We start from the raw sequence: 23765 nt of genomic DNA on the forward strand, positions 1-23765 counted from the left end.
GTGAATTCGAAGATCTGCTGTGTACGGTCGATCGAATGAGCAAGTACGTCCGAGCCCGCCCCGGCCGCCCCGCCCGCACGCGAGCCCCCCGGCAGCGCAACCTCCGGGCCCTCGCCGTCGCGGCGGGCCTCGGCCTGCTCGTCTTCACTGCCGGCTGGGTCCACGTCGCCCGTGAGACCCCGGGGGCCGACTCCGCGTCGGCCCGCCCCGACTCCCGCCCGAGGACCGCGGCGGACCGCGCGGCACTCGCCGAGGACCGGGCCCGCCCGCGGGGCAACGACGCCCTCCCGGGGCTCGGCAAGGCGACCCGTGCCAGGATCCCGAAGGACTCCCGGCAGTTGATCGTGGTCACGGGCAGGTCCGCGGGCTCTTCCGAGTCCGTCGTGACCCTCTGGTCGCGCTCGGCGCCCGGCGGCGACTGGAACCGGGCGGACACCTGGCCGGCCCGCAACGGCGCGAAGGGCTGGTCCGCGCCCGAGGAGCGCACCTACGGGGACCTGACCTCTCCGCAGGGCGTCTACTCCCTGACCGACGCCGGCGGTCTGCTGCCGAAGCCGCCGGGCACGAAGTTCCCGTACGACGAGGACGACGGCTTCGTCGCGACGGGCACCGGCGTGAACGGCGAACCCCTGACGGGCGCCTTCGACTACGTCGTGGCGATCGACTTCAACCGGGAACGCGGGGTGTCGCCGCTCGACCCGCGCATGCCGCAGGGCGAGGAGCGGGGCGGCAACATCTGGCTGCACGTGGACCACGACGGCCCCTCGCAGGGCTGCGTCGGCATCCCCAAGGAGGCGATGAAGAAGCTCCTGCAGACCCTGGACCCGGCGGCGAAGCCCGTCGTCGTCATGGGGCCGCCGGGCTTCTGACCGTGCGTGCGACCGTCGCCTCCCGGCGCCCGCCGCGGCCTTCCCGCGCGAGCAGCGCGATGTACGCGAGGTCGAACACCGAGCACAGCACCCCGAGCCCGAGGATGAACGGGGCGTCCTCGATCACCCCGAAGAGCACGGTCGGGGCCAGTGTCCCGAGCCACTTCGCGACGGCGATGACGAGGGACTGCCCGCGCGGCCCGCGCCGGCCCGCGTACAGGGCGATGAAGAGGCCGGACATCAGCAGGTTCTGCAGGAAAGCGGAGTAGCGCGACGCGTCGTGCGTCCCGAACTGCGCCAGGAACAGCCATTGCACGGCGAAGGCGCCGGCGAAGACGAGGGCGCTCCACCCGGCGAACAGCGGCCGGGTCACGAACTCCGGCAGCTCCGCCCGCCCGAACCGCAGGTAGGTGCCGATGATGACGACGTCGGCGGCGGCCCACACCACGTTGACCACGCCCTGGGCGGACACCCCGGCCACGAAGTCGGTCGTGGCGTACGTCGCTTCCCACGCGAAGTTCAACGCGAGGGCGGCGACCGGCATGGCGTAGGTCCGGTCCCGCAGCCCGACCCGGATCGCCTCCGCGTACACGAGCGTCCACGCCACCGCGCTGAACAGGGTCAGGAACAGTTCCACCCGCGTCTCCCGCGCTCGCGTCTCCTCGGTCGCCGCACCCTAGGCGCCGATCACCCGATCCCGCCAGGCCCGATCCCGCCAAGGCCCCTCCCGCCAGGGACCGTCCCGCCAAGGCCCGTCCCGCCAGGGCCCGCACCAGGTCCGGTCGAACCCCTTGCCTGACGGACCGTCAGCTATGACGATGGCCCCGGTGTCGGCCTCCCGAACAGGTCGAAGTCGAGGGCGAGGTGGGGACGGTCATGGCGCGCGTGTTTCCCGAAGACCGGCTGGTGTACGGGATGCAACTCCCGATCCAGTCGCAGAGCACCATCTACGCCGAGCCCTGGGAGGCGACGGCCGGCGCCGCCGAACTCGCCGCGGTGGCCCGGGCCGCCGACCGGGCCGGTTTCGGCTACGTGGCCACCTGCGACCACGTGGCCATCCCGCGCACGATGGCCGGGCCCATGAGCACCGTCTGGTACGACCCGGTGGCCACCCTGTCCTTCCTCGCGGGGATCACCGAACACGTCCGGCTGCTGAGCCACGTCGCGATCGTCGGCCTGCGGCATCCGCTGATCACCGCCAAGCAGTACGCCACGCTCGACCACCTCTCCGGCGGCCGGCTGATCCTCGGGGTCGGCGCGGGGCACGTGCGGGAGGAGTTCGAGGCCCTCGGCGTCGACTTCGAGCGGCGCGGGGCCGTGCTCGACGAGACCCTGGACGCGTTGCGGGTGGCGCTCGGGCCGCAGGAGTACCCGGAGTTCGAGGGCGGGTCGTTCTCGTTCCGGGACCTGGGCCAGTTGCCCCGGCCCACGCAGCCCCGCATCCCCTTCTGGGTCGGCGGCTCCTCGCCCGCCGCCGTGCGCCGCGCGGCGGTGCGCGGCGACGGCTGGCTCCCGCAGGGGGATCCGCGCGACCGGCTTCCGGAGCGGATCGCCCGGATCAGGGAGCTGCGCGAGGCGGCGGGCGTCACCCGCCCCATCGAGATCGGCGCCATCACCGAGCCCCTGTACGTGGGCGAGCCCGGCTGGGAGACCGGCCGGCGGGCCCTCACCGGCAAGTCCGAGGCGCTCGCGGAATCCCTGCGGGAGTACCGGGCGCTGGGCGTGGACCAGATCCAGGTCCGGTTCCGCAACCGGGACGTCGCCGAACTGACCGACCAGATGGCCGCCTTCGGGGCCGAGGTGGCCCCCCTCCTCAACGACTAGGGCAGGAGTACCCGCCATGGGCAAGTTGGACGGACGCGTCGTCGTCATCACCGGTGCGGCGCGCGGTCAGGGCGAACAGGAGGCCCGGCTGTTCGCGGCGGAGGGCGCCAAGGTGCTCCTGGGTGACGTGTTGGACGAGCAGGGCGCCGCCGTCGCCAAGGAGATCGGCGAGGACCGGGCCCGGTACGTACGGATGGACGTGAGCCGCGAGGAGGACTGGGCCGCCGCCGTCGAGGCGGCGAAGGAGGCCTTCGGCCGGATCGACGGACTGGTCAACAACGCGGGCATCCTGCGCTTCAACGAGCTGACCGCGACCCCGCTGGAGGAGTTCCGGCAGGTGATCCAGGTCAACCAGGTCGGCGCGTTCCTCGGCATCAAGGCCGTCGCGCCCGAGATCGCGGCGGCCGGCGGGGGAACGATCGTCAACACCTCCTCGTACACCGGTCTGACGGGCATGGCGTACGTCGGCGCCTACGCGGCGACCAAGGCCGCGATCCTGGGTCTGACCAGGGTGGCGGCGCTGGAGCTGGCGGGGAGGAACATCCGGGTCAACGCCATGTGCCCGGGTGCCGTGGACACCCCGATGGCCAACCCGGCGCTGCTGGATCCGGCGGGCGTGAGCGACGAGGCCAGGGACGCGATGGACGAGTTGTACAAGCGGGTCGTGCCACTGGGGCGGGTCGGCCGGCCGGACGAGATCGCGCGCCTGGCGCTCTTCCTGACCGGCGAGGACTCCTCGTACATCACCGGTCAGCCGTTCGTCATCGACGGCGGCTGGACGGCCGGTGTCAGCATCCTCTGACCATCATCTGATGGAGCGTCAGGTATTGACGCTCCCGCCTCGGCGGTGGAACAGTCGGGACCATCGAATCTGACGCAACGTCAGAAACCAAAGGACGGTGAACCCCCTTGGAATTCGGGCTCTTCGTGCAGGGATACGTGCCTGAGGCGCGGTCCAAGGTCGACCCCGAGGCGGAGCACAAGGCGCTGATCGAGGAGACCGAGTACGTCATCCAGGCCGACAAGTCCGGCTTCAAGTACGCCTGGGCCTCCGAGCACCACTTCCTGGAGGAGTACTCGCACCTCTCCGCGAACGAGGTGTTCCTCGGCTACCTCGCCCACGCCACCGAGCGCATCCACCTCGGCTCCGGCATCTTCAACCCGCTGGCCCCCGTGAACCACCCGGTCAAGGTCGCGGAGAAGGTCGCCATGCTCGACCACCTCTCCAAGGGGCGCTTCGAGTTCGGCACCGGGCGCGGCGCTGGCAGCCACGAGATCCTCGGCTTCCTCCCCGGCATCGAGGACATGAACGGGACCAAGGAGATCTGGGAGGAGACCATCGCGGAGTTCCCCAAGATGTTCCTCCAGGAGGAGTACGAGGGGTTCAGCGGCAAGCACTGGTCGCTGCCGCCGCGGAAGATCTTCCCCAAGCCGTACGGCAAGGCCCACCCGGCCATGTGGTACGCCGCCGGATCCCCCACCTCGTACGCCATGGCCGCCAGGAAGGGCCTCGGCGTCCTCGGCTTCAGCGTCCAGAAGGTCTCCGACATGGAGTGGGTGCTGGAGCAGTACAAGACGGCCATCCAGGAGGCGAAGGCCATCGGCGCCTTCGTCAACGACAACGTCATGGTCACCTCGACCGCGATCTGCGCCGAGACCCACGACAAGGCCGTCGAGATCGCCGTCAACGCCAACATGAACCGCTTCCAGTCGCTGGTCTTCCGCTACCACGACACCTTCCCGCGGCCCGAGGCGATCCCGCAGTGGCCCGAGACGCTCCCCGAGTACAACGCGGAGATCATCGAGCTGCTGATCGCCGAGGAACTGCTGATCTGCGGAGACCCGTCCGAGGTGCTCCGGCAGTGCAAGCGCTGGGAACAGGCGGGCGCCGACCAGCTGTCCTTCGGCCTGCCGACCGGGGTGTCCTACGAGGACACCATGACCACCGTGAAGCTCATCGGGGAGCACGTCATCCCGAAGATCGACACGGATCCGGTGCACCGCACCACCCGCTTCCGTGAGGCCTCCGGGTCCTGAACGGACACCCGACCCGGGCGGCGTCTTCCCGGACCGCCGCCCAGGAAAAGGGGCTTCGGGGGCCACGCCCCCGGGGCCCGCGCGGAACCGGCCGGAGGGCGCACGGGCCGCGGCCTGCCGTAAGCCCTCCGGCCGCCCGGCGCCTCCAGCCTGGCGGAGACCGGGGCCGGGGGTCCGGCACCTTCAGCCCCGGTCGGGGGTCGGGGGTCCGGCACGTTCAGCCTCCCGGGGTCTGGCGCCTTCAGCCCCGCCGGGGGCCGGCACGTTCAGCCTCGCCGGCGTTTGAGGCGCGGGGTCTGGGGCGGAGCCCCAGGTGACCCCGGCTCCGCCGGGCACCGGGCTCCGCCCGGACCCGCGCCTCAAACGCCGGCGAGGCTGGGATGGCCCGGCCCGAGGCAGCCGGCGGGGCTGGGATGGCCTGGCTGGGATGGCCCGAGGGAGCCGGCGAGGCTGGGATGGCCCGGCCCGCGGGAGTCGGGGGGGCTGGGATGGCCCGGCCGAGATGGCCCGGCCCGAGGGAGTCGGGGGGAGCCGAACGGCCCGCCCCCCCCGTAAGACCGCGTCAGCGAACCCGTCAGGGACGAAGGGACGTCATGCTCGACCACCTGATCAAGGGAGCCACCGTCGTGGACGGGACCGGCGCCCCCGCGTTCATCGCCGACGTCGGGACGAGGGACGGCCGCATCGCCGTCATCGCCCCGCCGGGAACCGTCACCGAGGAGGCCCGGACCGTCGAGGACGCCACCGGGCTCGTCCTGACCCCCGGGTTCATCGACCCGCACACGCACTACGACGCCCAACTGTTCTGGGACCCGTACGCCACGCCCTCCATGAACCACGGCGTCACCACCGTCGCCGGCGGCAACTGTGGGTTCACCCTCGCCCCGCTCCACCCCGACCGGCCCGAGGACGCCGACTACACCCGGCGCATGATGAGCAAGGTCGAGGGGATGGCCCTCAAGGCCCTTGAGGAGGGGGTCGACTGGACCTGGTCCTCGTTCGGCGAGTACCTCGACGCCCTGGAGGGTCGGATCGCCGTCAACGCCGGTTTCATGGTGGGGCATTGCGCGTTGCGCCGGTACGTGATGGGCGAGGACGCGGTCGGCGGACAGCCCACGCCGGAGCAGATGCGGCAGATGCTCGACCTCTTCCACGACGCGATGAACGCGGGCGCCTGGGGCCTGTCCACCACCCAGTCCTCCACGCACTCCGACGGCGCCGGCTCGCCGGTGGCCTCCCGCCACGCGAAGCCGGAAGAGCTGCTCGCGCTCTCCCGCGCGGTCTCCGAACACGAGGGCACCCAGCTCGAAGCGATCGTCGCGGGCTGCCTCGACCAGTTCTCCGACGAGGAGATCGACCTGTTCGTCGAGATGAGCGCCGCCGCCGGCCGGCCCCTGAACTGGAACGTCCTCACCGTCGACGCGTCCGTCCCCGAGCGCGTCCCGCGTCAGCTGATCGCCGGCGAGCGCGCCCGCAAGGCCGGCGGCCGGATCGTGGCGCTCACCATGCCGATCCTGACGCCCATGAACATGTCGCTCGGCACGTTCTGCGCGCTTAACCTCATCCCCGGCTGGGGCGAGGTCCTCGGCCTGCCCGTCCCCGAGCGGATCGCGAGGCTGCGCGACGCCGACGTGCGCGCCGAGATGCTGCGCCGCGCGGACAGCAGGGAGGCGGGCGTCTTCCGGCGTCTCGCCGACTTCGGGCGCTATGTCATCGGCGACACGTACACCGCGGAGAACGAGGGCCTCTCGGGCCGGGTCGTGAACGACATCGCCGCCGAGCGGGGCCAGGACGCCTTCCACTGCCTGGTGGAGATCTGCGCCAACGACGGCCTGCGCACCGTCCTGTGGCCGATGCCCACCGACAACGACCCGGCGAGCTGGGCCCTGCGCCGGGAGACCTGGCAGCACGAGGACGTCATGCTGGGCGGCTCCGACGCGGGCGCCCACCTGGACCGGATGTGCGGCGCCCCGTACACGACCCGCTTCCTCGGGGACTGCCTGCGGGGCCGCCGGCTCGTGCCGTTGGAGCAGGCCGTACGGATGCTCACCGACGACCCGGCCCGGCTGTTCGGGCTGCGCGAACGCGGCCGGATCACCGAGGGGTTCCACGCGGACCTGGTGCTCTTCGACCCGGAGCGGATCGAGGCCGGGCCGGCGACGCTCGTGCACGATCTGCCCGGGGACAGCCCGCGGTTGGACGCGCGGGCGATCGGGATCGTGTCCGTGCGCGTCAACGGAGTGGAGACCATCCGCGACGACGAGGTGACCGGCGCGATCCCCGGCATCGTGCTGCGCTCCGGCCGGGACACGAGGACGGTGAGCACCCGATGACCTCCGCCGGGCCACAGCGGCTCTACATCGCAGGCGAGTGGGTCGAACCGGCCGCCGGCCACTACGAGGTGGTCAACCCGGCCGACGAGTCCGTCGTCGGTCTGGCCCCGGAGGCCACCCGCGACCAGGTCGAGGAGGCGGCGCGCGCGGCGGCGGAGGCCTTCGAGGGCTGGTCGCGGACGACGCCCGAGGCACGGGCGGCGATCCTCGACCGGGCCGCCGACGTCATGCAGCGCGAGTACGAGCCGTGGGCGGAGCTGGCCCGCGCCGAGACGGGCGCGCCCACCGGCATCGCCCGCGGCATGCAGGTCGGCGTCGGCGTGGCCCGCTTCCGGCGGTACGCGAAGGGCGCCCTGGAGCCGGTGGAACGCGGCCTGCCGCCGCAGGTCACCGACGCCGGCCCGATGGGGCGGGCGAGCATCCTGGGCGCGCTGGAGGTGCGCCAACCGGTCGGCGTGGTCACCTGTGTGACCTCGTACAACAACCCGTGGGCGAACCCGGCGGGAAAGGTGGCCCCGGCGCTCGCCATGGGCAACACGGTCGTGGTCAAACCGGCCCCGCAGGACCCGCTGTCGGTGTTCCGGATGGCCGAGGCCCTGCACGAGGCCGGGGTGCCGGCGGGCGTGGTGAACGTGGTCTGCGGCACCTCGGTCGAGGTCGGCGAGGCGGCCGTCGACTCGCGCCACGTGGACATGGTGTCCTTCACCGGCTCCACGGCCGTCGGGCAGCGCATCGCCGAGGTGTGCGGCCGGACGATGAAGCGGCAGTTGATGGAACTGGGCGGCAAGGGCGCGGCGATCGTGCTGGAGGACGCCGACCTCGACGCGGCGGTGGCGGGCATCGGCACCACCTTCTCCTTCTACTCCGGTCAGATCTGCACCGCCCCGACCCGGGTGATCGTCCACCGGTCGGTGTACGAGCCGCTGGTGGAGAAACTGACCGGCTACCTGACGTTCATGAAGGTCGGCGACCCGGGCGAGCGCGGCACCGTGGTCGGCCCGGTGATCTCGGCGGCGCACCGCGACCGCGTGGAGTCGTACGTCGAGTCGGGGAGGAAGGAGGGCGCGCGGATCGCGTACGGCGGCGAACGCCCGGTCGTCGGGGCGGGCCGCGGCTTCTACGTCGCGCCGACCCTCCTGGTCGACTGCACCAACGACATGCGGGTGGTCCGGGAGGAGATCTTCGGGCCGGTCGTGGTCGTCGTCCCCTTCGACGGCGGCGAGGACGAGGCCGTGGCCCTGGCCAACGACAGCGACTTCGGGCTGCTCTCCTACGTGTGGTCCGGGGACTCGGCGCGTGCGTTCCGGGTCGCGCGGCGGCTGCGCGCCGGCGGCGTCGGCATCAACACCATCGGCCGGAACATGGAGGCCCCGTTCGGCGGCTTCAAACGGTCGGGGGTGGGCCGGGACGTCGGCTCGTACGCCCTGCACGCCTACAGCGAGGTCCAGTCGATCGTCTGGCCGGGCTGAGGGTCGAACCGGCGGTGGGGTCGGGCCGAGGACCGGTGGCGCGGCCCGGCGCGGCCGGGGGGCCCGGCCGCGCCGCCTGTCCTACCCGCGCTCCGGCCAGGGGTAGCCGAGCCGCTCGGCGTGCTCCCGGCTGCCGCCCAGGACCTCGGCCCAGGACTTCGGGTCCGTCGAGGCCAACCGGTCCAGCACGGCGGCGGCCTGCTCCTCGATCGGGGTCCCATCGCGCGGTATCCGCCACCCGAACTGGAGCCACGGCCCCTCCGGGTCACGGTTCCCGGCCGCCAGACCGGGCCAGTACGTGAAGGACACCACCACGGTGTCGGGCTCGTCCCAGGCCGTGCCGACCCAGCCCCGCAGGGCGTCCCAGCGGGTCAGCAGATCGGGGCGGTCCCGCAAGCCGTCCGCGATCAGCTTCGCCGCGCTGCGGGCCGGCCAGGACCAGGGGCGGTCCCGGTCGGCGCGCTCCAGCTCGGCGTCGTAGGCGGCGGCGTCGAAGCGGTACTCCGGTGGGGTCGGTCCGACCGCCCCGCGCCAGTCGCCCCACACCACCTCGTCGCCCTCGCGGCGGATGGTCACGTACAGCGCGCCGCAGCAGCCCTCGGTGCAGTACGCCTCGGCGAGCCGCACCTCCCGGGGCTCGGCGCCGGCCCGCAACAGTCCGGTGTCGAGGAGCCGTTCCGGGCTCTCTCCCACTCCCTTCCCGAACAGGGCGGGCACCAGCGGGCGGCCGTCGACCAGGATCCGGGTCTCGACGCCGCCCCGGTCGCCGGGGTCCTCGGCGACCACCTCGATCCTCAGCCGCTCCCCGTCCGGCGGGACGCGGAACGGCTGCCGCCCGGTCCGCGCCGTCCAGTCGGCGCGCCGGCGTTCGGCGGGGTCGTCGAGCACGCCGTCGGGGGGCGGGGCGGCCGGCAGCCGCCCCAGCGCGTCCAACAGCACCTCGCGCCGGCCGGGCCGCCAGCCGAGCAGCGCGGCGGGACCGCTGTGCAGGTCGAGGGCGATCGACAGGAGCACCGCCCGGTACGCGGGGGTGGGCTCCGGCAGGTCGGCGTGCCCGATCAGCGTCTCGTACGTTTCCATGGCCGGTCCGTAGTCGAGGATCTCGGCCCGGACGTCGTGCTGGTCCGCCATCCGACGCAGCAGCCCGGCGGCCCGCAGGAGCAGCGCCGGGTGACGCGGATGCGCCCGGAGCAGCCGGTGGAGGTCGGTGGCCTCCGCCATCCGCCGGGCGTATCCCATCGTCCGGAAGTCGGGCGGCAGCCCGGTCAGGGCGGCGAGCGTGGCCTGGTCGTCGCCCGCCTCCACGGCGTCGAGCAGCGGGTCCAGCGCGGTGTCCCGGAGGCGGGTGCGCAACATCAGCAGGGCGGCGGCCTGCCGGTCCAGGCGGTCGAGCGCGGCGGCGACCGGCCGCTCGAAGCCCCGGAGCGTCCCGAGGACCGTGAGCCAGGGGACGTCCTCCGGTTCGCCGAGGCGGCTCAGCAGCCCCAGGCCGACCTGGACGGCGGCCGCAGTGGTGCCGGTGCGGACCAATCGTCGGCCGGTCCGCCGGGCGGCGGCCTCGTCGGTCAGGGGCAGCCGGAGGACGCAGGCGCGAACGGTGCGGTGGGGCATGACGAGCGAGCGGACCCGCAGATGGACGGCGGCCGCGGCCCGGGCCGGGTCGGGGTCGGCCAGCGTGTCGGCGAGGGCGGAGGCGACTTCCCCCTGCGCCTCGCGCAGGGTCAGCCGGGGCCGGCCGGGCTCCGGCGGCCCGTCGGGCAGCGGGTAGCCGCGCGCGGGGACCCGGCCGTCCGGCTCGATGCCGCGGCGGAAGAGCGCGTAGTCGTACAGGGAGGTGTCGTTCGCGGAGGACGCGTACGGAGTCGCCTGGGGCGCACGCGTCTCGGGGGGAGAGGGCCGGGAGGTGGGCGCGGTGCGCTCCTCGGGGGCGCTCAACGGGCGGGGTGGTGCTCGATTCCGTGAGTCATGGGCCCGAGCCTGCCGGCCCGGTGCGGGGGACGTCCAGCGAGAATGCGGCCTCGCCGCGGACCCGGCCGTTGACCTGGAGCTGCACCAGGTGCTCCCCGGGGTGGTAGCGGCGGGTGGTGATCGGCTTGAAGGAGTGCCGCTTCGTCCCGGTGAGGGTCTCGCCGGGGGCGAGGCGGCGGGTGGTGAGCTTGAAGACCTTGGGGGTGCGGGTCCCGTTGGCCTTGACGTGATGGATCACGTAGTCGACGACCAGCTCGGCGGGCAGTTCGCCGGTGTGGGTGAGCGCGTACGAGAAGACGAGGTGCTCGCCGACGGCGACGCGCGGGGTGCTCACCAGCGGCCCGTCGACGGTGACCGGGACGTCGGGGGAGTGGCCCAGCAGGGTCAGCGTCCCGGGGTGGCCGGCCTTGATCAGGGTGCGCAGGCCGTGCCGGACGACGCGATCCGTCGTGGTGTCGGCGTCGGCGCGCCACTTCGCGGCGATCTCCACGGCGAGCCCGGGGTGGTCCCGGCTGATGTCGTTGAGGTGGTTGGACACGGAGCGGCGTACGTACTCGGACGGGTCGCGGTGGAGGGCGTCGAGCACGGGCACGGCGGGCCGCGGGTCGGCGATGAAGGCGGGCAGCCGGGCCGCCCACGGCAGCCGGGGCCGGGTGCCCTCGCTCGCGAGGCGTCTGACGTGCGGATCCGGGTCGGCGGTCCAGTCGCGGATCACGGTCAGGGCGCGGTCGGGATCGGCCCGCAGGAAGGGGCGTACGGCGGATTCGGCGGTCAGCCGGGGTGTGAGGTCGCGCAGCAGCGCGAGCCCGGGTTCGAACGCCGCCAGTCCCCGGACGGCGATGGCCTCGTTGACCGGGAAGGTCATCCAGCCGGTGAAGTCGGGGTCCTCCATCGCGGTGCGCAGCACGGCCTCGAAGGCGGGCCAGTCCTGGGGCAGGTCGGCGAGGACGGCGTCGCGGACGGCGGCGACGCGTGCGCTGAAGCCGAGTCCGTCGAGGGATCCGGCGCGGGCGGTGAGGGCTCGGGAACGGGGTGTGCGGGCCGCGCGGGCGAGCAGAACGACCAGGTTACTGACGGTATCCGCGCTGAGGAGCTCGTCGGCTGTGGGCATGGGGCCAGTCTGGCGGACGGCGCCCCGGCATTGGGGGCCCGAAAATTTGCACGGGAAAGTTTTGAAACGGGCAAAACGGGCAAGGCTGCGGTTTCCGCATTCCGGAAGCTTCACCCCCGTGCCTTCCGAAGCGGGAATGGATGCCTGAGTAAACCTTGTATTGCCAGAGTGTGAACAGTGTCGACCTCAGGATTCCAAGGGATTTAGCCCCGAGCGGTAACGGACCTTCGTCCTCCGGATGAGGAAACCGCAGCATCTAACGTCCCTACCCATGACACAGCTGGACGTTCGGCCTCGGGTCGGAGACACGGTAAGCGGCGTCGCCGAGGGCGACGTTCGTGGCAAGGGCCTCGGAAAGGGGTCCGTCGGACTGGTGGGAAGCGCCGTCATCGGCATCTCCACCGTCGCCCCCGTCTACTGCCTGACCTCGACCCTCGGCTCCACCGCCGGGGAAGTCGGCGTCCAGATGCCGGCGGTGTTCCTGGCCGGCTTCCTCCCGATGCTCCTGGTCGCCTTCGCGTACCGCGAGCTGAACAAGGCCATGCCGGACTGCGGCACCTCGTTCACCTGGACCGTGAAGGCCTTCGGCCCGCGGATCGGCTGGATGTGCGGCTGGGGCCTGGTGATCGCCACGATCATCGTCCTGTCGAACCTGGCCGGCGTCGCCACCTCCTACTTCTGGCTGCTGGCCGGCGAGATCACGAACAATCCGTCGATCTCCGCGCTGGACGACGACAAACTCGTCCACATCGCCACCTGCCTCACCCTCATCGCCACCGCGACCGCCATCAGCTACCGCGGCATGACGGCCACCAAGGGCATCCAGTACGCACTGGTCGGCCTCCAGCTCGCCGTCCTCGCCATCTTCGTCGCCATGGCCTTCCAGAAGGCGTCCGCCGGCTCCTTCGACACCGGCCTGGACTTCTCCTGGCAGTGGATGAACCCCTTCGCGGTCGAGTCCATGGCCGCCTTCACCGCCGGACTCTCCCTCTCGATCTTCATGTACTGGGGCTGGGACGCCTGTCTCGCCACCAACGAGGAGACCACCGGCTCCGCCAAGACCCCGGGCCGCGCCTCCCTCATCGCGATGATCGTCCTCGTCGGCTCGTACCTGGCCACCGGCATCGCCGCCCAGATGGCCGTCGGCTCCGGCACCTCCGGCCTCGGCCTCGGCAACCCGGAGACCTCCGACAACGTCTTCGCCGCCCTCGCCGGCCCCGTCATGGGCCCGATGCTCGGCATCCTGCTCTTCGTCGCCGTCCTGGCCTCCGCCACCGCGTCCCTGCAGACCACCTTCATCCCGGTCGCCCGCACGGTCCTCGCGATGTCCACGTACGAGGCGCTGCCGGCCTCCTACGCCAGGGTCCACCCCCGGTTCAAGACCCCCGGCCGCGCCACCGTCATGGCGGGCGTCGCCACCGGCGCCTTCTACACCGTGATGACGCTCGTCAGCGAGAACGTCCTGACCGACACGATCTTCGCGCTCGGCCTGATGATCTGCTTCTACTACTCGCTGACGGCCTTCGCCTGCGCCTGGTACTTCCGCGGGGAACTGCGGAACTCGGCCCGCGACCTGTTCTTCAAGGGCGTCTTCCCGGTCCTCGGCGGCCTGCTCCTCGCCACCGTCTTCCTCAAGACCCTCGTCGACATGTGGAACCCGTCCTACGGCTCCGGCTCCACGGTCCTCGGCGTGGGAAGCGTCTTCATCATCGGCGTCGGCCTGCTGGCCCTCGGCCTGGTCGTCATGTTCGTCACCGAACGCCGCAGCCCCGCCTTCTTCCGCGGCCAGGTCCTCACCAAGTCCACGCCGGCCCTGGTGGTCGAGGACTGACCCCGGCGGGCCCCGCCGGCCGCCCCCGCCACGCCGCCGTGTCATCCCCCGGGGCCCCGGATCGTTCCCCACGATCCGGGGCCCTCGGCGTCCGCCGGGCCCCCGGAAGCGGCGCGCCCCGGTGACCCCGGCCGAGCGGCGTCGTTGTTCCGGCCATGAAGAAGACCATGAAGCGCAACCTCGCCGCCCTGGTTCTTTCCGGCGGCGCCGCCCTCGCACTCACCCCCGCCGTCGCGCACGCCGACGGACCGGTCGTCCAGGGGGACGTCCCGATCACCAAGCGCGTGGTGGAGATCGCCGACCACCCCGCGCAGACCGTCACCGACGCCAAGACGGCGGTCAACGCCACCGCCTCGGCGGCCGGCAGCGCCACCAAGGCCACCGACGCCTCCCTCTCCGGCGCCGGCACGGCCCTCACCGCCGGCCTGCCGAAGGCCCCCGGCGTCGGCTGACCCCCCGCCGCCCGGCCTTCGCCCCACCCGGCGACTGCCCGCTCCGCCCCCGGCCGCCGCGTCGGCCGCGCGCCGATCCGCCGAGATCCCTCGGACTCCCGGACTCCCCCGATTCCCCCGCACTCCCCACGATTCCCGGAGGGGCGGTCCGGGGCGGCGAAAGGGTTGGTGTGCGGGGCCGGCGGAACCGGGTAACGTCTTTGTCGGGTTCTTCCAGACGCCGATGTGTGAGTGAGAGCGTGATGGGCCCCTGCTGACGTCCTTCGACGTCACCGCCCGTCCGCACCTGTGATCCGTGGATCACTTCACATCTTCACCGGGAGAACCCATGACCGTGAGCAAGAACATCAACAACCCCGTGGGCCAGGGCGGCGGCCAGCGCAAGAGGCAGTCCCGCGCCGAACGGCAGAACAACGGCCCGCACCGCAACCTCGACCGCCAGGGCGCGGCCGACCAGAAGGCCGAGCTGGTGCGCAAGATGCGCGAGAAGGCGGACGCGACCGAGGGCGCCCCGCAGGCGGGCGACGGCACCGCACAGAGCTGAGCCGCCGGCATCGCCGACGTGGCCGAACCGGGGTGACCTCCCCGGTCACCGCGCCGGAGCGGCATCGTGCAGCCGGGCGCCCCCTCGGCCTCAGCCCCAGGTGCGGGAGCAGAGCACCAGGCGGTATCCGTCGGGGTCGGCGACCGTGACGCCGTAGTCGTCCCAGTAGGGGTTGTGGGAGGAGACACGGCTGCCGCCGTGCTCGATCAGGCGCTGGACGAAGGCCGGCTCGGGTTCCCGGCCGAGGTAGACGACGAACAGGTCGTCGACCGTCGGGGACGGCGCGATCGGGTTCTCCGGGTCGTGCGTCAGCTCGAAGTGCCAGCCGCCCCCGGTGGGTCCGACCATCACCAGATCGTGCTCACCCGACACGTGACCGCTGGTCCGCCACAGGACGTCCAGGCCCAGCCCGTCCACGTAGAACCGCTCGGCGGCCTCCAGGTCGAGCGAGGGGCGGGCGACGCGAACGTGCGTACGTGAATCGATCATGCGGGGCAGGGTACGCCGCCGCGCACCGGGGAGCCGGATCGCGCGGAGCGATCCGTCAGATGGACGGACGGGCGGACGGGCGGACGGGCGGACGGGCGGATGGGCGGATGGGCGGGCATGCCACGGCCGGCCGGGGTGCCGGCGGGAAGGCCCGGGGCGTTCAGGCGCCCACGCGCGCGCCGGTGACCTTCGCCGTGAACGCGTCGAGGTTCCCGAGCGCCCGCTCGATCCGCTCCTCCAGGCTCAGAGTCTCCACGTAGGCCCCCGTCGCCCGCTTGGACCGACGCTTGCCCCGCAGGTACAGCGAGCAGGCCAGATCGGCGCACAGGTAGATGCCGACGGTGTTCCCCTCCCGACCGCGGGCCCCGGCGAGGGGAGCGGACAGCAGCGCCACGTCGGACGAGGCGTGCCCGGTCAGGCAGACCATGCAGATGCTGGACTTCAGGGCACTGGCGCGGTTCGAGGCGGGCACGCGCAGGGTGATGCCCACGGGCACGCCGTCGGGGCCGGTCCGCACGAGGTGGGCGCGCAGCGGGGCGCCCGGGTCCACCCAGCCGAGGAAGTCCAGGTCCTCCCAGGGCAGGTCGCCGAAGTCCAGCGGCAGCCGGAGGCGGGAGGCCTCGCCCTTCGTGCAGTTCACGAAGGAGCCACGGATCTGTTTCTCGGTGAGCGGGTCCATGCGGGGGACGATACGCCGATATGCGTGCCTACTGCACGTGCTTTGTCCCGTGCTGTCGGCCGCCGTGGCCCCCGCCCGCCGGACGATCATGTGAAGCGACGGTGAAAAGCAGGTGCGGGCGGTCGGGGGCCCGCCCTAGCGTGAGGCGGTGAGCAGCGACTATCCATTCGCCGACGGGCACAATCTCGTCTGGGACCTGAACGGCTTCGGGCCGGACGAGGAGATGGTCGAGTCCTGCTCGCTCTCGCGGGAACAGTTCCTCGTGGTCCGGCACCTGTTCGTGCTCGGCGACGATCCGTGGATGGTGGCGGGGGAGTACCGGGTGGTGCCCGGCATCTGGCCCCACCTGAGGCGCGTCGTCCCGGGCCTCGGTTTCCAGCGCGACGCGGACTACTTCCTCGGCGCCCGTCAGGCCCTGCCTGACGGGCGCTTTTGGCGTCCGGCGATCGGCGTGACCGCGCCGGGACCGATACCCCCGCCGTAGTCGTACGGAGTGCTAACCGGTGACGCCGCCGAGGAACGCCGTCCAACTGGCGGGCGCGACCGCCAGTTCGGGACCGGCGGCGACCTTGGAGTCCCGGACGTGCACGGTGTCGGCGCAGGCGGCGACCTCGACGCAGTCGTCGCCCTGGCTGCCGCTGTACGTGGACTTGTGCCAGGAGAGGGCGACCTCGACGCAACTGTCGCCCTGGCTGCCGCTGTAGCTGCTCTTGAACCACCGCAACTCGGAGTCGTTCACAGAGAACCTCGCATTCGCATCAACAGGTCCGCGCTGTCAGCCGGATTGAGGGCCTGGATGCGAAGTTTGGCATACCGTCGATGAAGGATGCTGACGTCTTTCGGGTCCGTGATCACGAGACCTGACTGCTGTCCCTCGCTGTACCCGAGCCACTCGTGTTCCCAGGTTTCGAGGAGCTGGAAGGGCCCGTCGGCGCCCGCGTGTACCGGCTGGACGAGCGGCATGATCTGGATGTCCACGTTCGGCAGCAGCGAGCACTCCAGCAGGTGGTCGATCAGCTCGCGGGTGACCTCCTTGCCACCCGTCCGCCGCTCGATCAGGCTCTGCTCGACGATGAAACTGAACATGATGTACGGGGTGCGCAGCAGCAGCTTCTGTCGTTCCGACCGCGCCACCATCCGCGCTTCCAGGTCGCTCGCGGTGGGCAGTGGCGGGACCGTCTCGAAGAGGGCCCGCGCGTACGGCTCGGGTTGCAACAGGCCCGGGACGGCCCGGCATTCGTACGTGTTGAGGGCGATTGCGCTGTCCTCGTGCTCCGCCCACCGCCTGAACCACGACGCCAGCCCGCGCCTGCGCTGCAACTGCTTCGCCGCGAGCCGGATGACGCCGAAGGCGTCCAGCACCTCCTCCGCCTTGTCCACGAACTTCGTGGACGGGTGGCGGCGGCCCTGCTCCACCGAGCCGATGTACTGGACCGAGTAGCGGATCAGGGGGTGCAACTGTTCCTGCGTCAGTCCCGCGCGTTTGCGGAACGCCTTGACCGTCTCGCCGAAGTGGCGCAGGTCTCCGTCCGGCTCGGGACCGCTTTCACCGTTGTCGTCGACACTCGCCATGGAGGTCACCTCCTGACCATCAGGTTCACGGGACGTGACCACGCCTGTCCAGCGCGTGGACTCGTACAGATGAAAAGTAGCGGTCGACGTGCTGGGAACCCCCTTGTCTGCAAGGGACGTTGATCCCATGACCGCACCCGCCGGACCCGCCGGCCACCTCGTACGTGTGTTCACTCAGCGTTTCAGCTCGACCCCTCGCGGCGCCCGCCTCGGCCGCCGGTTCGCCCTGCTGGCGCTGCACGACTGGGGCATCCCCCACCGCTCCGAACTGTCCGACGACGCCGCGCTGCTCGTCGCCGAACTCGCCGCGAACGCGGTCGTCCACGGTCGGGTACCCGGGCGGGACTTCGAGCTGCGCATGGTGATGCTGGAAGGGGTGCTCCGCATCGAGGTGTCCGACGCGAGGGCCGGCGCCCGGCCGGCCGTGAGCCCGTACGTGCACCATGCGGAGGGCGGTCACGGCCTTCGGCTCGTCGAGGCCGTCGCGCGCGACTGGGGGGTCGTGTCGAGGACGGTCGGCAAGACGGTGTGGGCGGAACTCGTCACGCCCGGCCGGTCGCCCCGCCCTGATCCGGTTCCGGGACGAACACACTGAGTACGTACGTCGTCGGGTGGGTCAGGCGACCGCAGAGCACGTCGATCCTGATGTCCTCGTCCGCGAAGCCCTGACGTCGCAGTGCCCCGGCCTCCTCCCGGAACCGCGCACGGTCGTCCGTGACGAACCGCCGCTCCCAGTGACCCGCCCGCTCCGCCCGCCGGCGGCGCGCCGCCGCCTCCCGCTCCCGCCGTGCGCGCTGCCCCGGCATCCGCCGCCCTCCCCTGATCCGTTCGACTAATTCGTTCGACACGGGTTTCCCGCCGTACGACACTGCCCGCGATGACACGACGAACCGATACGCCCCCCGCCTGGGACGAGCGTACGCAGCTGACCACCTTCCTCGACTACGCCCGCGACACGGCCCGCGCCAAGTGCGAGGGCCTCTCCGCGGAGGACGCCCGCAAGGCGCCGCTCCCCGGCTCGCCCCTGATGACGGTCTGCGGCCTGATCGGCCACATCCGGTGGGTCGAATACCACTGGATCCAGGTCGTGTTCCTCGGCGAGGAGATCGCCGGACCCCTCGCCGAGGTGACCGAGGAGGACCCCGACCCCGAGATGCGGCAGGCGCTCGACGTCCCGCTGCCCCGCCTCCTCGCCGAGTACGAGGAGCAGAGTGCCCGCTACCGCGCCCTGTTCGCCGAGCACGACCTGGACGCGAAGGCGGTCCGCCCCATCCGGGACGGCCGCCACGTGGACCTCCGCTGGATCCTCCTCCACCTCGTCGAGGAGACCTCCCGCCACAACGGACACCTGGACATCGTGCGCGAACTCGTGGACGGCCAGACCGGCGTCTGAACCGGCTCTTTCACATCTCGCCCCGGAGTGCGGTCCGTGCGTGCCCTACGGCTTCGGCGGAAGCTTCGGCAGGTCGGTCGGGAGGTCGGTCGGCAGCGCGGTCGGGAAGCGGTCCGCCGCGTACCGGTCGAAGGTCTCCGTCGCGCCGCCGGCCCAGGCGACCTTCAGCTTCTTCGCGTCCACGGACTCCACCCGCCCCTTCGTCCGCTTGCTGCCCGCCGGGCACGCCAGATCGATGGCCGCTCCCGAGGCGGAGCCCTCACAGACGATGCCCGTCGCGGACTCCGACAGGAAGGCCGACTTGCCGTTGACGGTGAAGACGACGCCCATGCCCGGGGTGGCCGACGCGATCCAGGCCCCGTCCAGGCTGCCGGCCGCCGAGTCCTTGCCGGTGCCCCCGGCGGCGGATCCGGCCGCCGGGCCCGAGGGTGAGGCCGTCGGGGAGCCGGAGGCAGCCGGCGAGCCGGATGCGGACGCCGGGGGCTTCGCATGCTCCCGCTTCGCGTCATCGCCCTTGTCCGTACCGCCACCGCCACAGCCGGCGAGCGTGAGCGCGAGGGCGGCCGTCGCGCCGGCGACGACGAGGCGGGCGCGCTGGTTCGTGTGCATGAGTGATCCCCCGGTGGACGCGACCCGATCGGTCGAACGCGTCAACGTACCAGCAGTCCCCCGCCCCCTCGCCGGGGAGGCGGGCCGGTCGGAGGGGCGGCCGAGCGGTCAGAGATACGGGGCGAACTCGTCCAGGGTGCGCAGCACTTCGGCCTCTCCCGCCGACGGGAGTTGCAGCACCACCTCCTCGATCCCGAGGCTTTCGTAGTACGCGAGCTTGCCCGCGTTCGGGCGGACCGCGTACGGCACCACCCGGAGGTCCTTCGGGTCGCGCCCCGCGTCCTCCCACACCTGCCGCAGCACCGGGACGGACTCGCCCAGGCCGCCGCCGCCGATCGGGAGCCAGCCGTCCGAGTGGTCGGCGATGGCCGCGAACAGCTTGGGGCCGGCCGCGCCGCCGATCAGGGTGCGGGGGCCGTGGAGGGTGCGCCCGGAACCGAGGTCACGCGCGGGCCGCACCGGCTTGGGGTACGCCCGGCTGGCCCGGACCGAGCCGTACACGCCCTCGTACGCGGTGGGTTCCGGAGCCCAGAGGGCCCGCATCAGCGCCATCCGGTCCCGGACCAGTTCGCGCCGGCCGGACCACTCGACGCCGTGGTCGGCGGCCTCCTCGACGTTCCAGCCGTAGCCGATCCCGAGGGTGAACCGGCCGCCGCAGAGGTGGTCCAGCGTCGCGACCTGCTTCGCGAGGGCGATCGGGTCGTGCTGGGTCACCAGGGTGATGCCCGTGCCGAGGTCGAGGCGCTCCGTCACGGCCGAGGCCTGGCCGAGGGCCACGAACGGGTCGAGGGTGCGCCCGTACTCCTCCGGGAGTTCCCCGCCCATGGGCGCAGGCGTGGCCCGACTCACCGGGATGTGGGTGTGTTCGGGCAGGTAGAGCCCGGAGAACCCGCGCTCCTCCAGGGCGCGGGCGAGGCCGGTGGGGGAGACGGTGAGGTCGGTGAGGAAAATGGTGGCGGCGATCCGCATGGCCGAGGCACCTCCGAGACGTCGGGGCGGCCAACGTACGGGGTTCGGCGTGCGGACGGCAGAGGTTCGACACGGGTTCGACACGGGTTCGACACGGTGGGTTCGACACGGCGGGGTGACGACATGGGCGACATGAACGACATGGGGACGATCACGGTTCCGGAACGGCTGCACGGCTATCCGGGCGTGGCCTTCGGCGGCTACGTGGCGGGGCTGCTGGCCGGCCGGACGGCGCCCGGGGGGACGGCCGTACGCGTGGACTTCCGCAGGCCCGTGCCGACCGGGACGCCGACCCGGCCGACCCCGGACCCGGACGGCGGCACGGCCCTGCTGGACGCCGACGGAGTGCTGCTGGCCCGCGCGACCCGGGCCGTCGAACCGCCGAGCGGGGACGTGCCGCGGGCACCCTCGCGGGAGGAGGCGGAGAAGGCCGCCGACGCCTTCCGGGCCCACCCGCCGGAGGGGCAGGCCGACTGTTTCGGGTGCGGCCTGGGCCGCACCCCCGCCACCGGGCTGCGCCTGCACTGCGGGCGGGTGCCCGGCCGGGACCTGGTCGCCGCCGCCTGGACCCCGGGGGCGGAACTCGCAGGACCGGACGGGATGTTGCCGCCCGAACTGGTGTGGGGCGCGCTCGACTGCCCCGGCAACGCGGCCGGCCGCCTGCTCGCCCACCGGCCGGCCGGCGCGGTCACGGCGGCCCTGACGGCCCGCCTGCTGCGGCCCGTACCGGTCGGGGGCGCGGGCCTGATCTCGTACGCCTGGCTGCTCGGCGGCGAGGGCCGCAAGTACACGGCGGGCACCGCGCTGGCCACGGCCGACGGTGAACCGTGCGCGGTGGCCGAGGCCCTGTGGATCGAGCCGCGCCCCCGGACCTGACCGGGCGCGGGTGACGGGCCCCGTCGGGTGCGGGTCCGATGGGCGCCGGTCCGGGTTCCGCCGGCGGTCCGGTCAGCCGCGCGGGTAGCGGGCCAGCCAGCCCGGAGCCGAGACCGAGGGCCCGTGCAGGGCGGGCCCCTGTGTCATCTCCAGGGCGAAGTCGTCGGAGAGTTCCAGCATCGTGGACCGCCCCTCCAGGTCGGCCAACCAGGCCGCCGGCAGCGCGGTCTCCCCGTGCAGGGCGCCCAACAGCGCGCCGCACAGGGCGCCGGTGGCGGTGGAGTCCCCGCCGTGGTTGACGGCGAGCCGCAGCCCGTGCGGGACGTCCTCGGCCACCAGGGCGCAGTACACGGCCACGGCCAGCGCGTCCTCCGCGTCGCGGCCGTCGCCCGGGGACAGCGACTCGACCACCTTGGGGCTGGGCTCGCCCTGGCCGGCGGCCGAGACGGCCCGCCGGAGGGCGTCCGTGACCGGCTGGTGCTGGGCGCGGGCGCCCAACAGGTCCAGGGCCCGCCGGATCGCGTCGTCGAGGGACTCGCCCCGGGTCAGCCCGTGGACGATCACCGCGAGGGCCCCGGCCGACAGGAACGCGGTGGGGTGCCCGTGGCTCTGCGTCGCGCACTCCACGGCGAGTTGCAGCACGAGCGCCGGCTCCCAGCCGACCAGCAGCCCGAAGGGGGCCGAGCGGACGGTGGCCGCCGCGTCCCGGGCGGTGGGGTTCTTCGGCTGTTCCAGGGTGCCGAGCGTCTCGTCGGCGAAGCCGGTCATGCACGCCCGGTCCGGGCCGCGCCGGGCGTAGAGCCACTCCTCCTGCGCCAGCCAGCCGTTGTCCTTGCGCCGCTCGTCGGGGCCCCAGTCGTGCTGGGTCGCCGCCCAGCGCAGGTAGGCGCGGTGGACGTCGGTCGGCGGGTGCCAGCCGCCGGTGTCCCGGCGCACGTGGGCCCGTATCAGGCCGTCCACGGTGAACAGCGTGAGCTGGGTGGACGCGGTGACCGTGCCCCGCCGGCCGTGGGCGGGGGCGAGTTCGGTCAGTCCCGCCAGGCCGTACGCCTCGCGGATGCCGTCCAGGGAGAGACCGGCGACGGGCGCGCCGAGGGCGTCCCCGATGGCGGCGCCGAGCAGGGTGCCGCGCACCCGGCTGCGGAAGTCCTGCTGCTCGACCCGCCCCCAGAGGGCGGGGCGCACGGTCGCGGGCGCCTGGTCCGGGAGCTGCGTCCGAGGGGCCCGCGCCCGCGCCTCCCGCGCCTCCTGTGTGGCGGGCGCGTCCGTCGTGGCGGACGCGGGCGTGGTCGGCGCCGGTTCCTCCACCTCCACCGACGTCGCGGCCCCGTTCGTACCGGCGGTCCCCGTGCCGGCCGCGGTCGCGGTCGTCATCGTGTCCATGTCGTCCCCCCAAGCTCTGGCGCGCACTGTAGTGGACAGGTTCGGTCGAATCCGGAAGGAGTAAGTCACGCCGCCCATAAGTGGCCGGAGAACGGCCGGAATATGAATGGTTCCGGACAGGATCTCGCCGGATGAGACAATCGTGGCACGTTTTGCCACTGGCCTCGGACCCGGTTGTTTTCGGCCATACCGCGTTCACCCGGCGTTGTCCGCAGGCCCACAGCCTCGACGACATGAAGAAGGCACTCCTCGCCGCGACCGTCGTCGCCACCACGCTCACCGCCTCCCTGGTCGCGGCCCCCGCCGCGACCGCCGAGGGCCGGGAATCCCCCCGGGACGACCGGCACCCGAGCCGTTCCGCCATCCCCTTCACGGAGGCCTCCGTCACCGCCGGCGCCGACGGCACGTTCACCCTCCGGTGGAACGCCCGCGGCACCGGACGCGTCGAGATCAGGGCCAACGGCAAGGTCGTGGCCAAGGGCGCCTCCCGAGGCCGGGCCGTGGTCACCGGACTGCCCGCCGCCGACCGCCAGTGGTTCGACTTCAAGCCGGAGCACGGCCGGGGCCTGCACCTCGCCGACCGCCTCGTGCGACTGGAGGGAACGGCCAACTTCCGCGACGCCGGCGGCTACCGCACCACCGACGGCCACTGGGTCAAGATGGGCGAGATCTACCGCTCCGACGCCCTGGCCAAGCTCACCGACAACGACCTCGCCAAGCTCGGCCGGCTGGGCGTGAAGACCGTCTTCGACCTGCGCACGACCGACGAGCGCACCAAGGACGTCGACCGCGTCCCCGCCGACGCGAGGTACGTCGTCGCCGACGTCTTCGCCGGCTCCGGCTCCTTCCAGGCCCTGCCGAAGACCCCCGAGGAAGCCGTCAAGGCGATGATCGACGCCGAGAAGGGCATGGTGTCCGGCGAGGGCGGCAGGAAGGCGTACGGCCAGGTCTTCCGGGGCATCGGGACCGACCGCGCCCGCGCCGTCCTCTTCCACTGCACCGCCGGCAAGGACCGCACCGGCTGGTCGAACGCCGCCCTGCTCACCGCCCTCGGCGTCCCGCGCGAGACCGTGATGGCCGACTACCTGGCCAGCAACGACTACCGCAGGGCCGCCAACGAAGCGATCCTGTCCCACCTGCCGCCTCTACAGGCCGCCGTCTACAAGCCCCTGCTCGACGTGCGCCCCGAATACCTCAACGCCGGGCACGACGAGGTCGAGGCCGCGTACGGATCCTTCGACCGCTACCTCGACGAGGGCCTCGGCATCGACGGCCGCGAACTGAGGGAGCTCCGCAAGGACCTCCTCGTCGGCTGAACCCGCACCCCGGCCGGCAGCGCCGACGAGCAACGGGGCCC

The 23765-nt window shown here is 72.7% G+C and carries 25 protein-coding genes; 14 read left to right on the forward strand and 11 right to left on the reverse strand.

Annotated elements, in window-relative coordinates; translation table 11 throughout:
- The first annotated feature begins 35 nt into the window (after nucleotides 1-35).
- On the forward strand, nucleotides 36-869 hold the full coding sequence (locus ACQEVM_RS03875) for a L,D-transpeptidase family protein (RefSeq protein WP_433074900.1): 834 nt from the start codon (nucleotides 36-38) through the stop codon (nucleotides 867-869).
- On the opposite strand, the gene ACQEVM_RS03880 is transcribed toward ACQEVM_RS03875, so the two are convergent.
- Nucleotides 847-1506: a hypothetical protein gene (locus tag ACQEVM_RS03880; protein ID WP_433074903.1), complete on the reverse strand. Its 660-nt coding sequence runs from the start codon at nucleotides 1504-1506 to the stop codon at nucleotides 847-849. The genes ACQEVM_RS03875 and ACQEVM_RS03880 overlap by 23 nt on opposite strands.
- A gap of 239 nt (nucleotides 1507-1745) precedes the next feature.
- Here ACQEVM_RS03880 and ACQEVM_RS03885 point away from each other — a divergent pair, with 239 nt between their 5' ends.
- From ACQEVM_RS03885 to ACQEVM_RS03905, 5 genes are all read left to right on the forward strand, one after another.
- Nucleotides 1746-2693 carry an LLM class F420-dependent oxidoreductase gene (locus ACQEVM_RS03885; RefSeq protein ID WP_433074906.1) on the forward strand — a complete coding sequence of 316 codons (948 nt, stop codon included), beginning with the start codon at nucleotides 1746-1748 and terminating at the stop codon, nucleotides 2691-2693.
- Between the two features lie 16 nt (nucleotides 2694-2709).
- Entirely contained in the window at nucleotides 2710-3495 is a 786-nt protein-coding gene (locus tag ACQEVM_RS03890; RefSeq protein WP_433074909.1) for an SDR family NAD(P)-dependent oxidoreductase, read from the forward strand.
- 107 nt (nucleotides 3496-3602) lie between these two features.
- Nucleotides 3603-4730 carry an LLM class flavin-dependent oxidoreductase gene (locus ACQEVM_RS03895; protein ID WP_433074912.1) on the forward strand — a complete coding sequence of 376 codons (1128 nt, stop codon included), beginning with the start codon at nucleotides 3603-3605 and terminating at the stop codon, nucleotides 4728-4730.
- 593 nt (nucleotides 4731-5323) lie between these two features.
- On the forward strand, nucleotides 5324-7063 hold the full coding sequence (locus ACQEVM_RS03900) for an N-acyl-D-amino-acid deacylase family protein (protein ID WP_433074915.1): 1740 nt from the start codon (nucleotides 5324-5326) through the stop codon (nucleotides 7061-7063).
- Nucleotides 7060-8532 carry an aldehyde dehydrogenase family protein gene (locus ACQEVM_RS03905; protein WP_433074918.1) on the forward strand — a complete coding sequence of 491 codons (1473 nt, stop codon included), beginning with the start codon at nucleotides 7060-7062 and terminating at the stop codon, nucleotides 8530-8532. Before ACQEVM_RS03900 ends, ACQEVM_RS03905 begins: the two co-directional genes overlap by 4 nt.
- 81 nt (nucleotides 8533-8613) lie before the next feature.
- On the opposite strand, the gene ACQEVM_RS03910 is transcribed toward ACQEVM_RS03905, so the two are convergent.
- Both ACQEVM_RS03910 and ACQEVM_RS03915 read right to left on the reverse strand, forming a co-directional pair.
- The gene (locus tag ACQEVM_RS03910; RefSeq protein WP_433074921.1) at nucleotides 8614-10467 is read right to left on the reverse strand and encodes a hypothetical protein; all 1854 of its coding nucleotides are present in this window, start codon (nucleotides 10465-10467) and stop codon (nucleotides 8614-8616) included.
- Between the two features lie 28 nt (nucleotides 10468-10495).
- A complete protein-coding gene (locus ACQEVM_RS03915; RefSeq protein ID WP_433074924.1) occupies nucleotides 10496-11611 on the reverse strand; it encodes a DNA alkylation repair protein in 1116 nt (371 codons plus the stop codon).
- A 271-nt stretch (nucleotides 11612-11882) separates the two neighbouring features.
- Here ACQEVM_RS03915 and ACQEVM_RS03920 point away from each other — a divergent pair, with 271 nt between their 5' ends.
- The 3 genes from ACQEVM_RS03920 (at nucleotide 11883) to ACQEVM_RS03930 (ending at nucleotide 14438) form a co-directional block, all read left to right on the forward strand.
- Entirely contained in the window at nucleotides 11883-13442 is a 1560-nt protein-coding gene (locus ACQEVM_RS03920; protein ID WP_433074927.1) for an APC family permease, read from the forward strand.
- Nucleotides 13443-13597: 155 nt separating this feature from the next.
- Entirely contained in the window at nucleotides 13598-13894 is a 297-nt protein-coding gene (locus ACQEVM_RS03925) for a hypothetical protein (RefSeq protein WP_433074930.1), read from the forward strand.
- 328 nt (nucleotides 13895-14222) lie between these two features.
- Complete coding sequence (locus tag ACQEVM_RS03930) at nucleotides 14223-14438, forward strand: DUF6243 family protein (protein WP_433074933.1); 216 nt, start codon at nucleotides 14223-14225, stop codon at nucleotides 14436-14438.
- Nucleotides 14439-14528: 90 nt separating this feature from the next.
- Here ACQEVM_RS03930 and ACQEVM_RS03935 read toward each other — a convergent pair whose 3' ends face one another.
- Entirely contained in the window at nucleotides 14529-14927 is a 399-nt protein-coding gene (locus ACQEVM_RS03935) for a VOC family protein (RefSeq protein ID WP_433074936.1), read from the reverse strand.
- A gap of 160 nt (nucleotides 14928-15087) precedes the next feature.
- Nucleotides 15088-15606 carry an FBP domain-containing protein gene (locus ACQEVM_RS03940; protein ID WP_433074939.1) on the reverse strand — a complete coding sequence of 173 codons (519 nt, stop codon included), beginning with the start codon at nucleotides 15604-15606 and terminating at the stop codon, nucleotides 15088-15090.
- Nucleotides 15607-15754: 148 nt separating this feature from the next.
- Here ACQEVM_RS03940 and ACQEVM_RS03945 point away from each other — a divergent pair, with 148 nt between their 5' ends.
- Nucleotides 15755-16090, forward strand: a complete 336-nt coding sequence (locus tag ACQEVM_RS03945) for a hypothetical protein (protein ID WP_433074942.1) — start codon at nucleotides 15755-15757, stop codon at nucleotides 16088-16090.
- A 12-nt stretch (nucleotides 16091-16102) separates the two neighbouring features.
- Here ACQEVM_RS03945 and ACQEVM_RS03950 read toward each other — a convergent pair whose 3' ends face one another.
- Together ACQEVM_RS03950 and ACQEVM_RS03955 are read right to left on the reverse strand one after the other, a co-directional pair.
- Nucleotides 16103-16345, reverse strand: coding sequence for a DUF397 domain-containing protein (locus ACQEVM_RS03950; RefSeq protein ID WP_433074945.1), 243 nt, complete (start codon nucleotides 16343-16345; stop codon nucleotides 16103-16105).
- Nucleotides 16342-17178, reverse strand: coding sequence for a helix-turn-helix domain-containing protein (locus ACQEVM_RS03955; protein WP_433074948.1), 837 nt, complete (start codon nucleotides 17176-17178; stop codon nucleotides 16342-16344). Before ACQEVM_RS03955 ends, ACQEVM_RS03950 begins: the two co-directional genes overlap by 4 nt.
- Before the next feature lie 127 nt (nucleotides 17179-17305).
- On the opposite strand from ACQEVM_RS03955, the gene ACQEVM_RS03960 reads away from it, so the two are divergent.
- Nucleotides 17306-17773 carry an ATP-binding protein gene (locus tag ACQEVM_RS03960; RefSeq protein WP_433074951.1) on the forward strand — a complete coding sequence of 156 codons (468 nt, stop codon included), beginning with the start codon at nucleotides 17306-17308 and terminating at the stop codon, nucleotides 17771-17773.
- On the opposite strand, the gene ACQEVM_RS03965 is transcribed toward ACQEVM_RS03960, so the two are convergent.
- Nucleotides 17721-17984 (reverse strand): hypothetical protein, encoded by a 264-nt coding sequence (locus ACQEVM_RS03965; RefSeq protein ID WP_433074954.1) that lies wholly within the window; start codon nucleotides 17982-17984, stop codon nucleotides 17721-17723. The two genes, ACQEVM_RS03960 and ACQEVM_RS03965, sit on opposite strands and share 53 nt — an antisense overlap.
- A gap of 71 nt (nucleotides 17985-18055) precedes the next feature.
- Here ACQEVM_RS03965 and ACQEVM_RS03970 point away from each other — a divergent pair, with 71 nt between their 5' ends.
- Nucleotides 18056-18571, forward strand: coding sequence for a DinB family protein (locus ACQEVM_RS03970; RefSeq protein WP_433074957.1), 516 nt, complete (start codon nucleotides 18056-18058; stop codon nucleotides 18569-18571).
- 45 nt (nucleotides 18572-18616) lie between these two features.
- Here the strand turns inward: ACQEVM_RS03970 and ACQEVM_RS03975 are convergent, their stop codons facing one another.
- Entirely contained in the window at nucleotides 18617-19180 is a 564-nt protein-coding gene (locus tag ACQEVM_RS03975; RefSeq protein WP_433074960.1) for a hypothetical protein, read from the reverse strand.
- Nucleotides 19181-19288: 108 nt separating this feature from the next.
- Entirely contained in the window at nucleotides 19289-20149 is an 861-nt protein-coding gene (locus tag ACQEVM_RS03980) for a TIGR03619 family F420-dependent LLM class oxidoreductase (protein WP_433074962.1), read from the reverse strand.
- Between the two features lie 123 nt (nucleotides 20150-20272).
- Between ACQEVM_RS03980 and ACQEVM_RS03985 the strand changes: the two genes are divergently transcribed.
- Entirely contained in the window at nucleotides 20273-21025 is a 753-nt protein-coding gene (locus tag ACQEVM_RS03985; protein WP_433074965.1) for a hypothetical protein, read from the forward strand.
- 72 nt (nucleotides 21026-21097) lie between these two features.
- On the opposite strand, the gene ACQEVM_RS03990 is transcribed toward ACQEVM_RS03985, so the two are convergent.
- Entirely contained in the window at nucleotides 21098-22408 is a 1311-nt protein-coding gene (locus ACQEVM_RS03990) for an ADP-ribosylglycohydrolase family protein (RefSeq protein ID WP_433074968.1), read from the reverse strand.
- A 233-nt stretch (nucleotides 22409-22641) separates the two neighbouring features.
- On the opposite strand from ACQEVM_RS03990, the gene ACQEVM_RS03995 reads away from it, so the two are divergent.
- Complete coding sequence (locus ACQEVM_RS03995) at nucleotides 22642-23724, forward strand: tyrosine-protein phosphatase (RefSeq protein WP_433074971.1); 1083 nt, start codon at nucleotides 22642-22644, stop codon at nucleotides 23722-23724.
- Nucleotides 23725-23765: the final 41 nt, after the last annotated feature.

The organism is Streptomyces sp. CA-243310 (assembly GCF_050936775.1).
Taxonomy (GTDB): domain Bacteria; phylum Actinomycetota; class Actinomycetes; order Streptomycetales; family Streptomycetaceae; genus Streptomyces.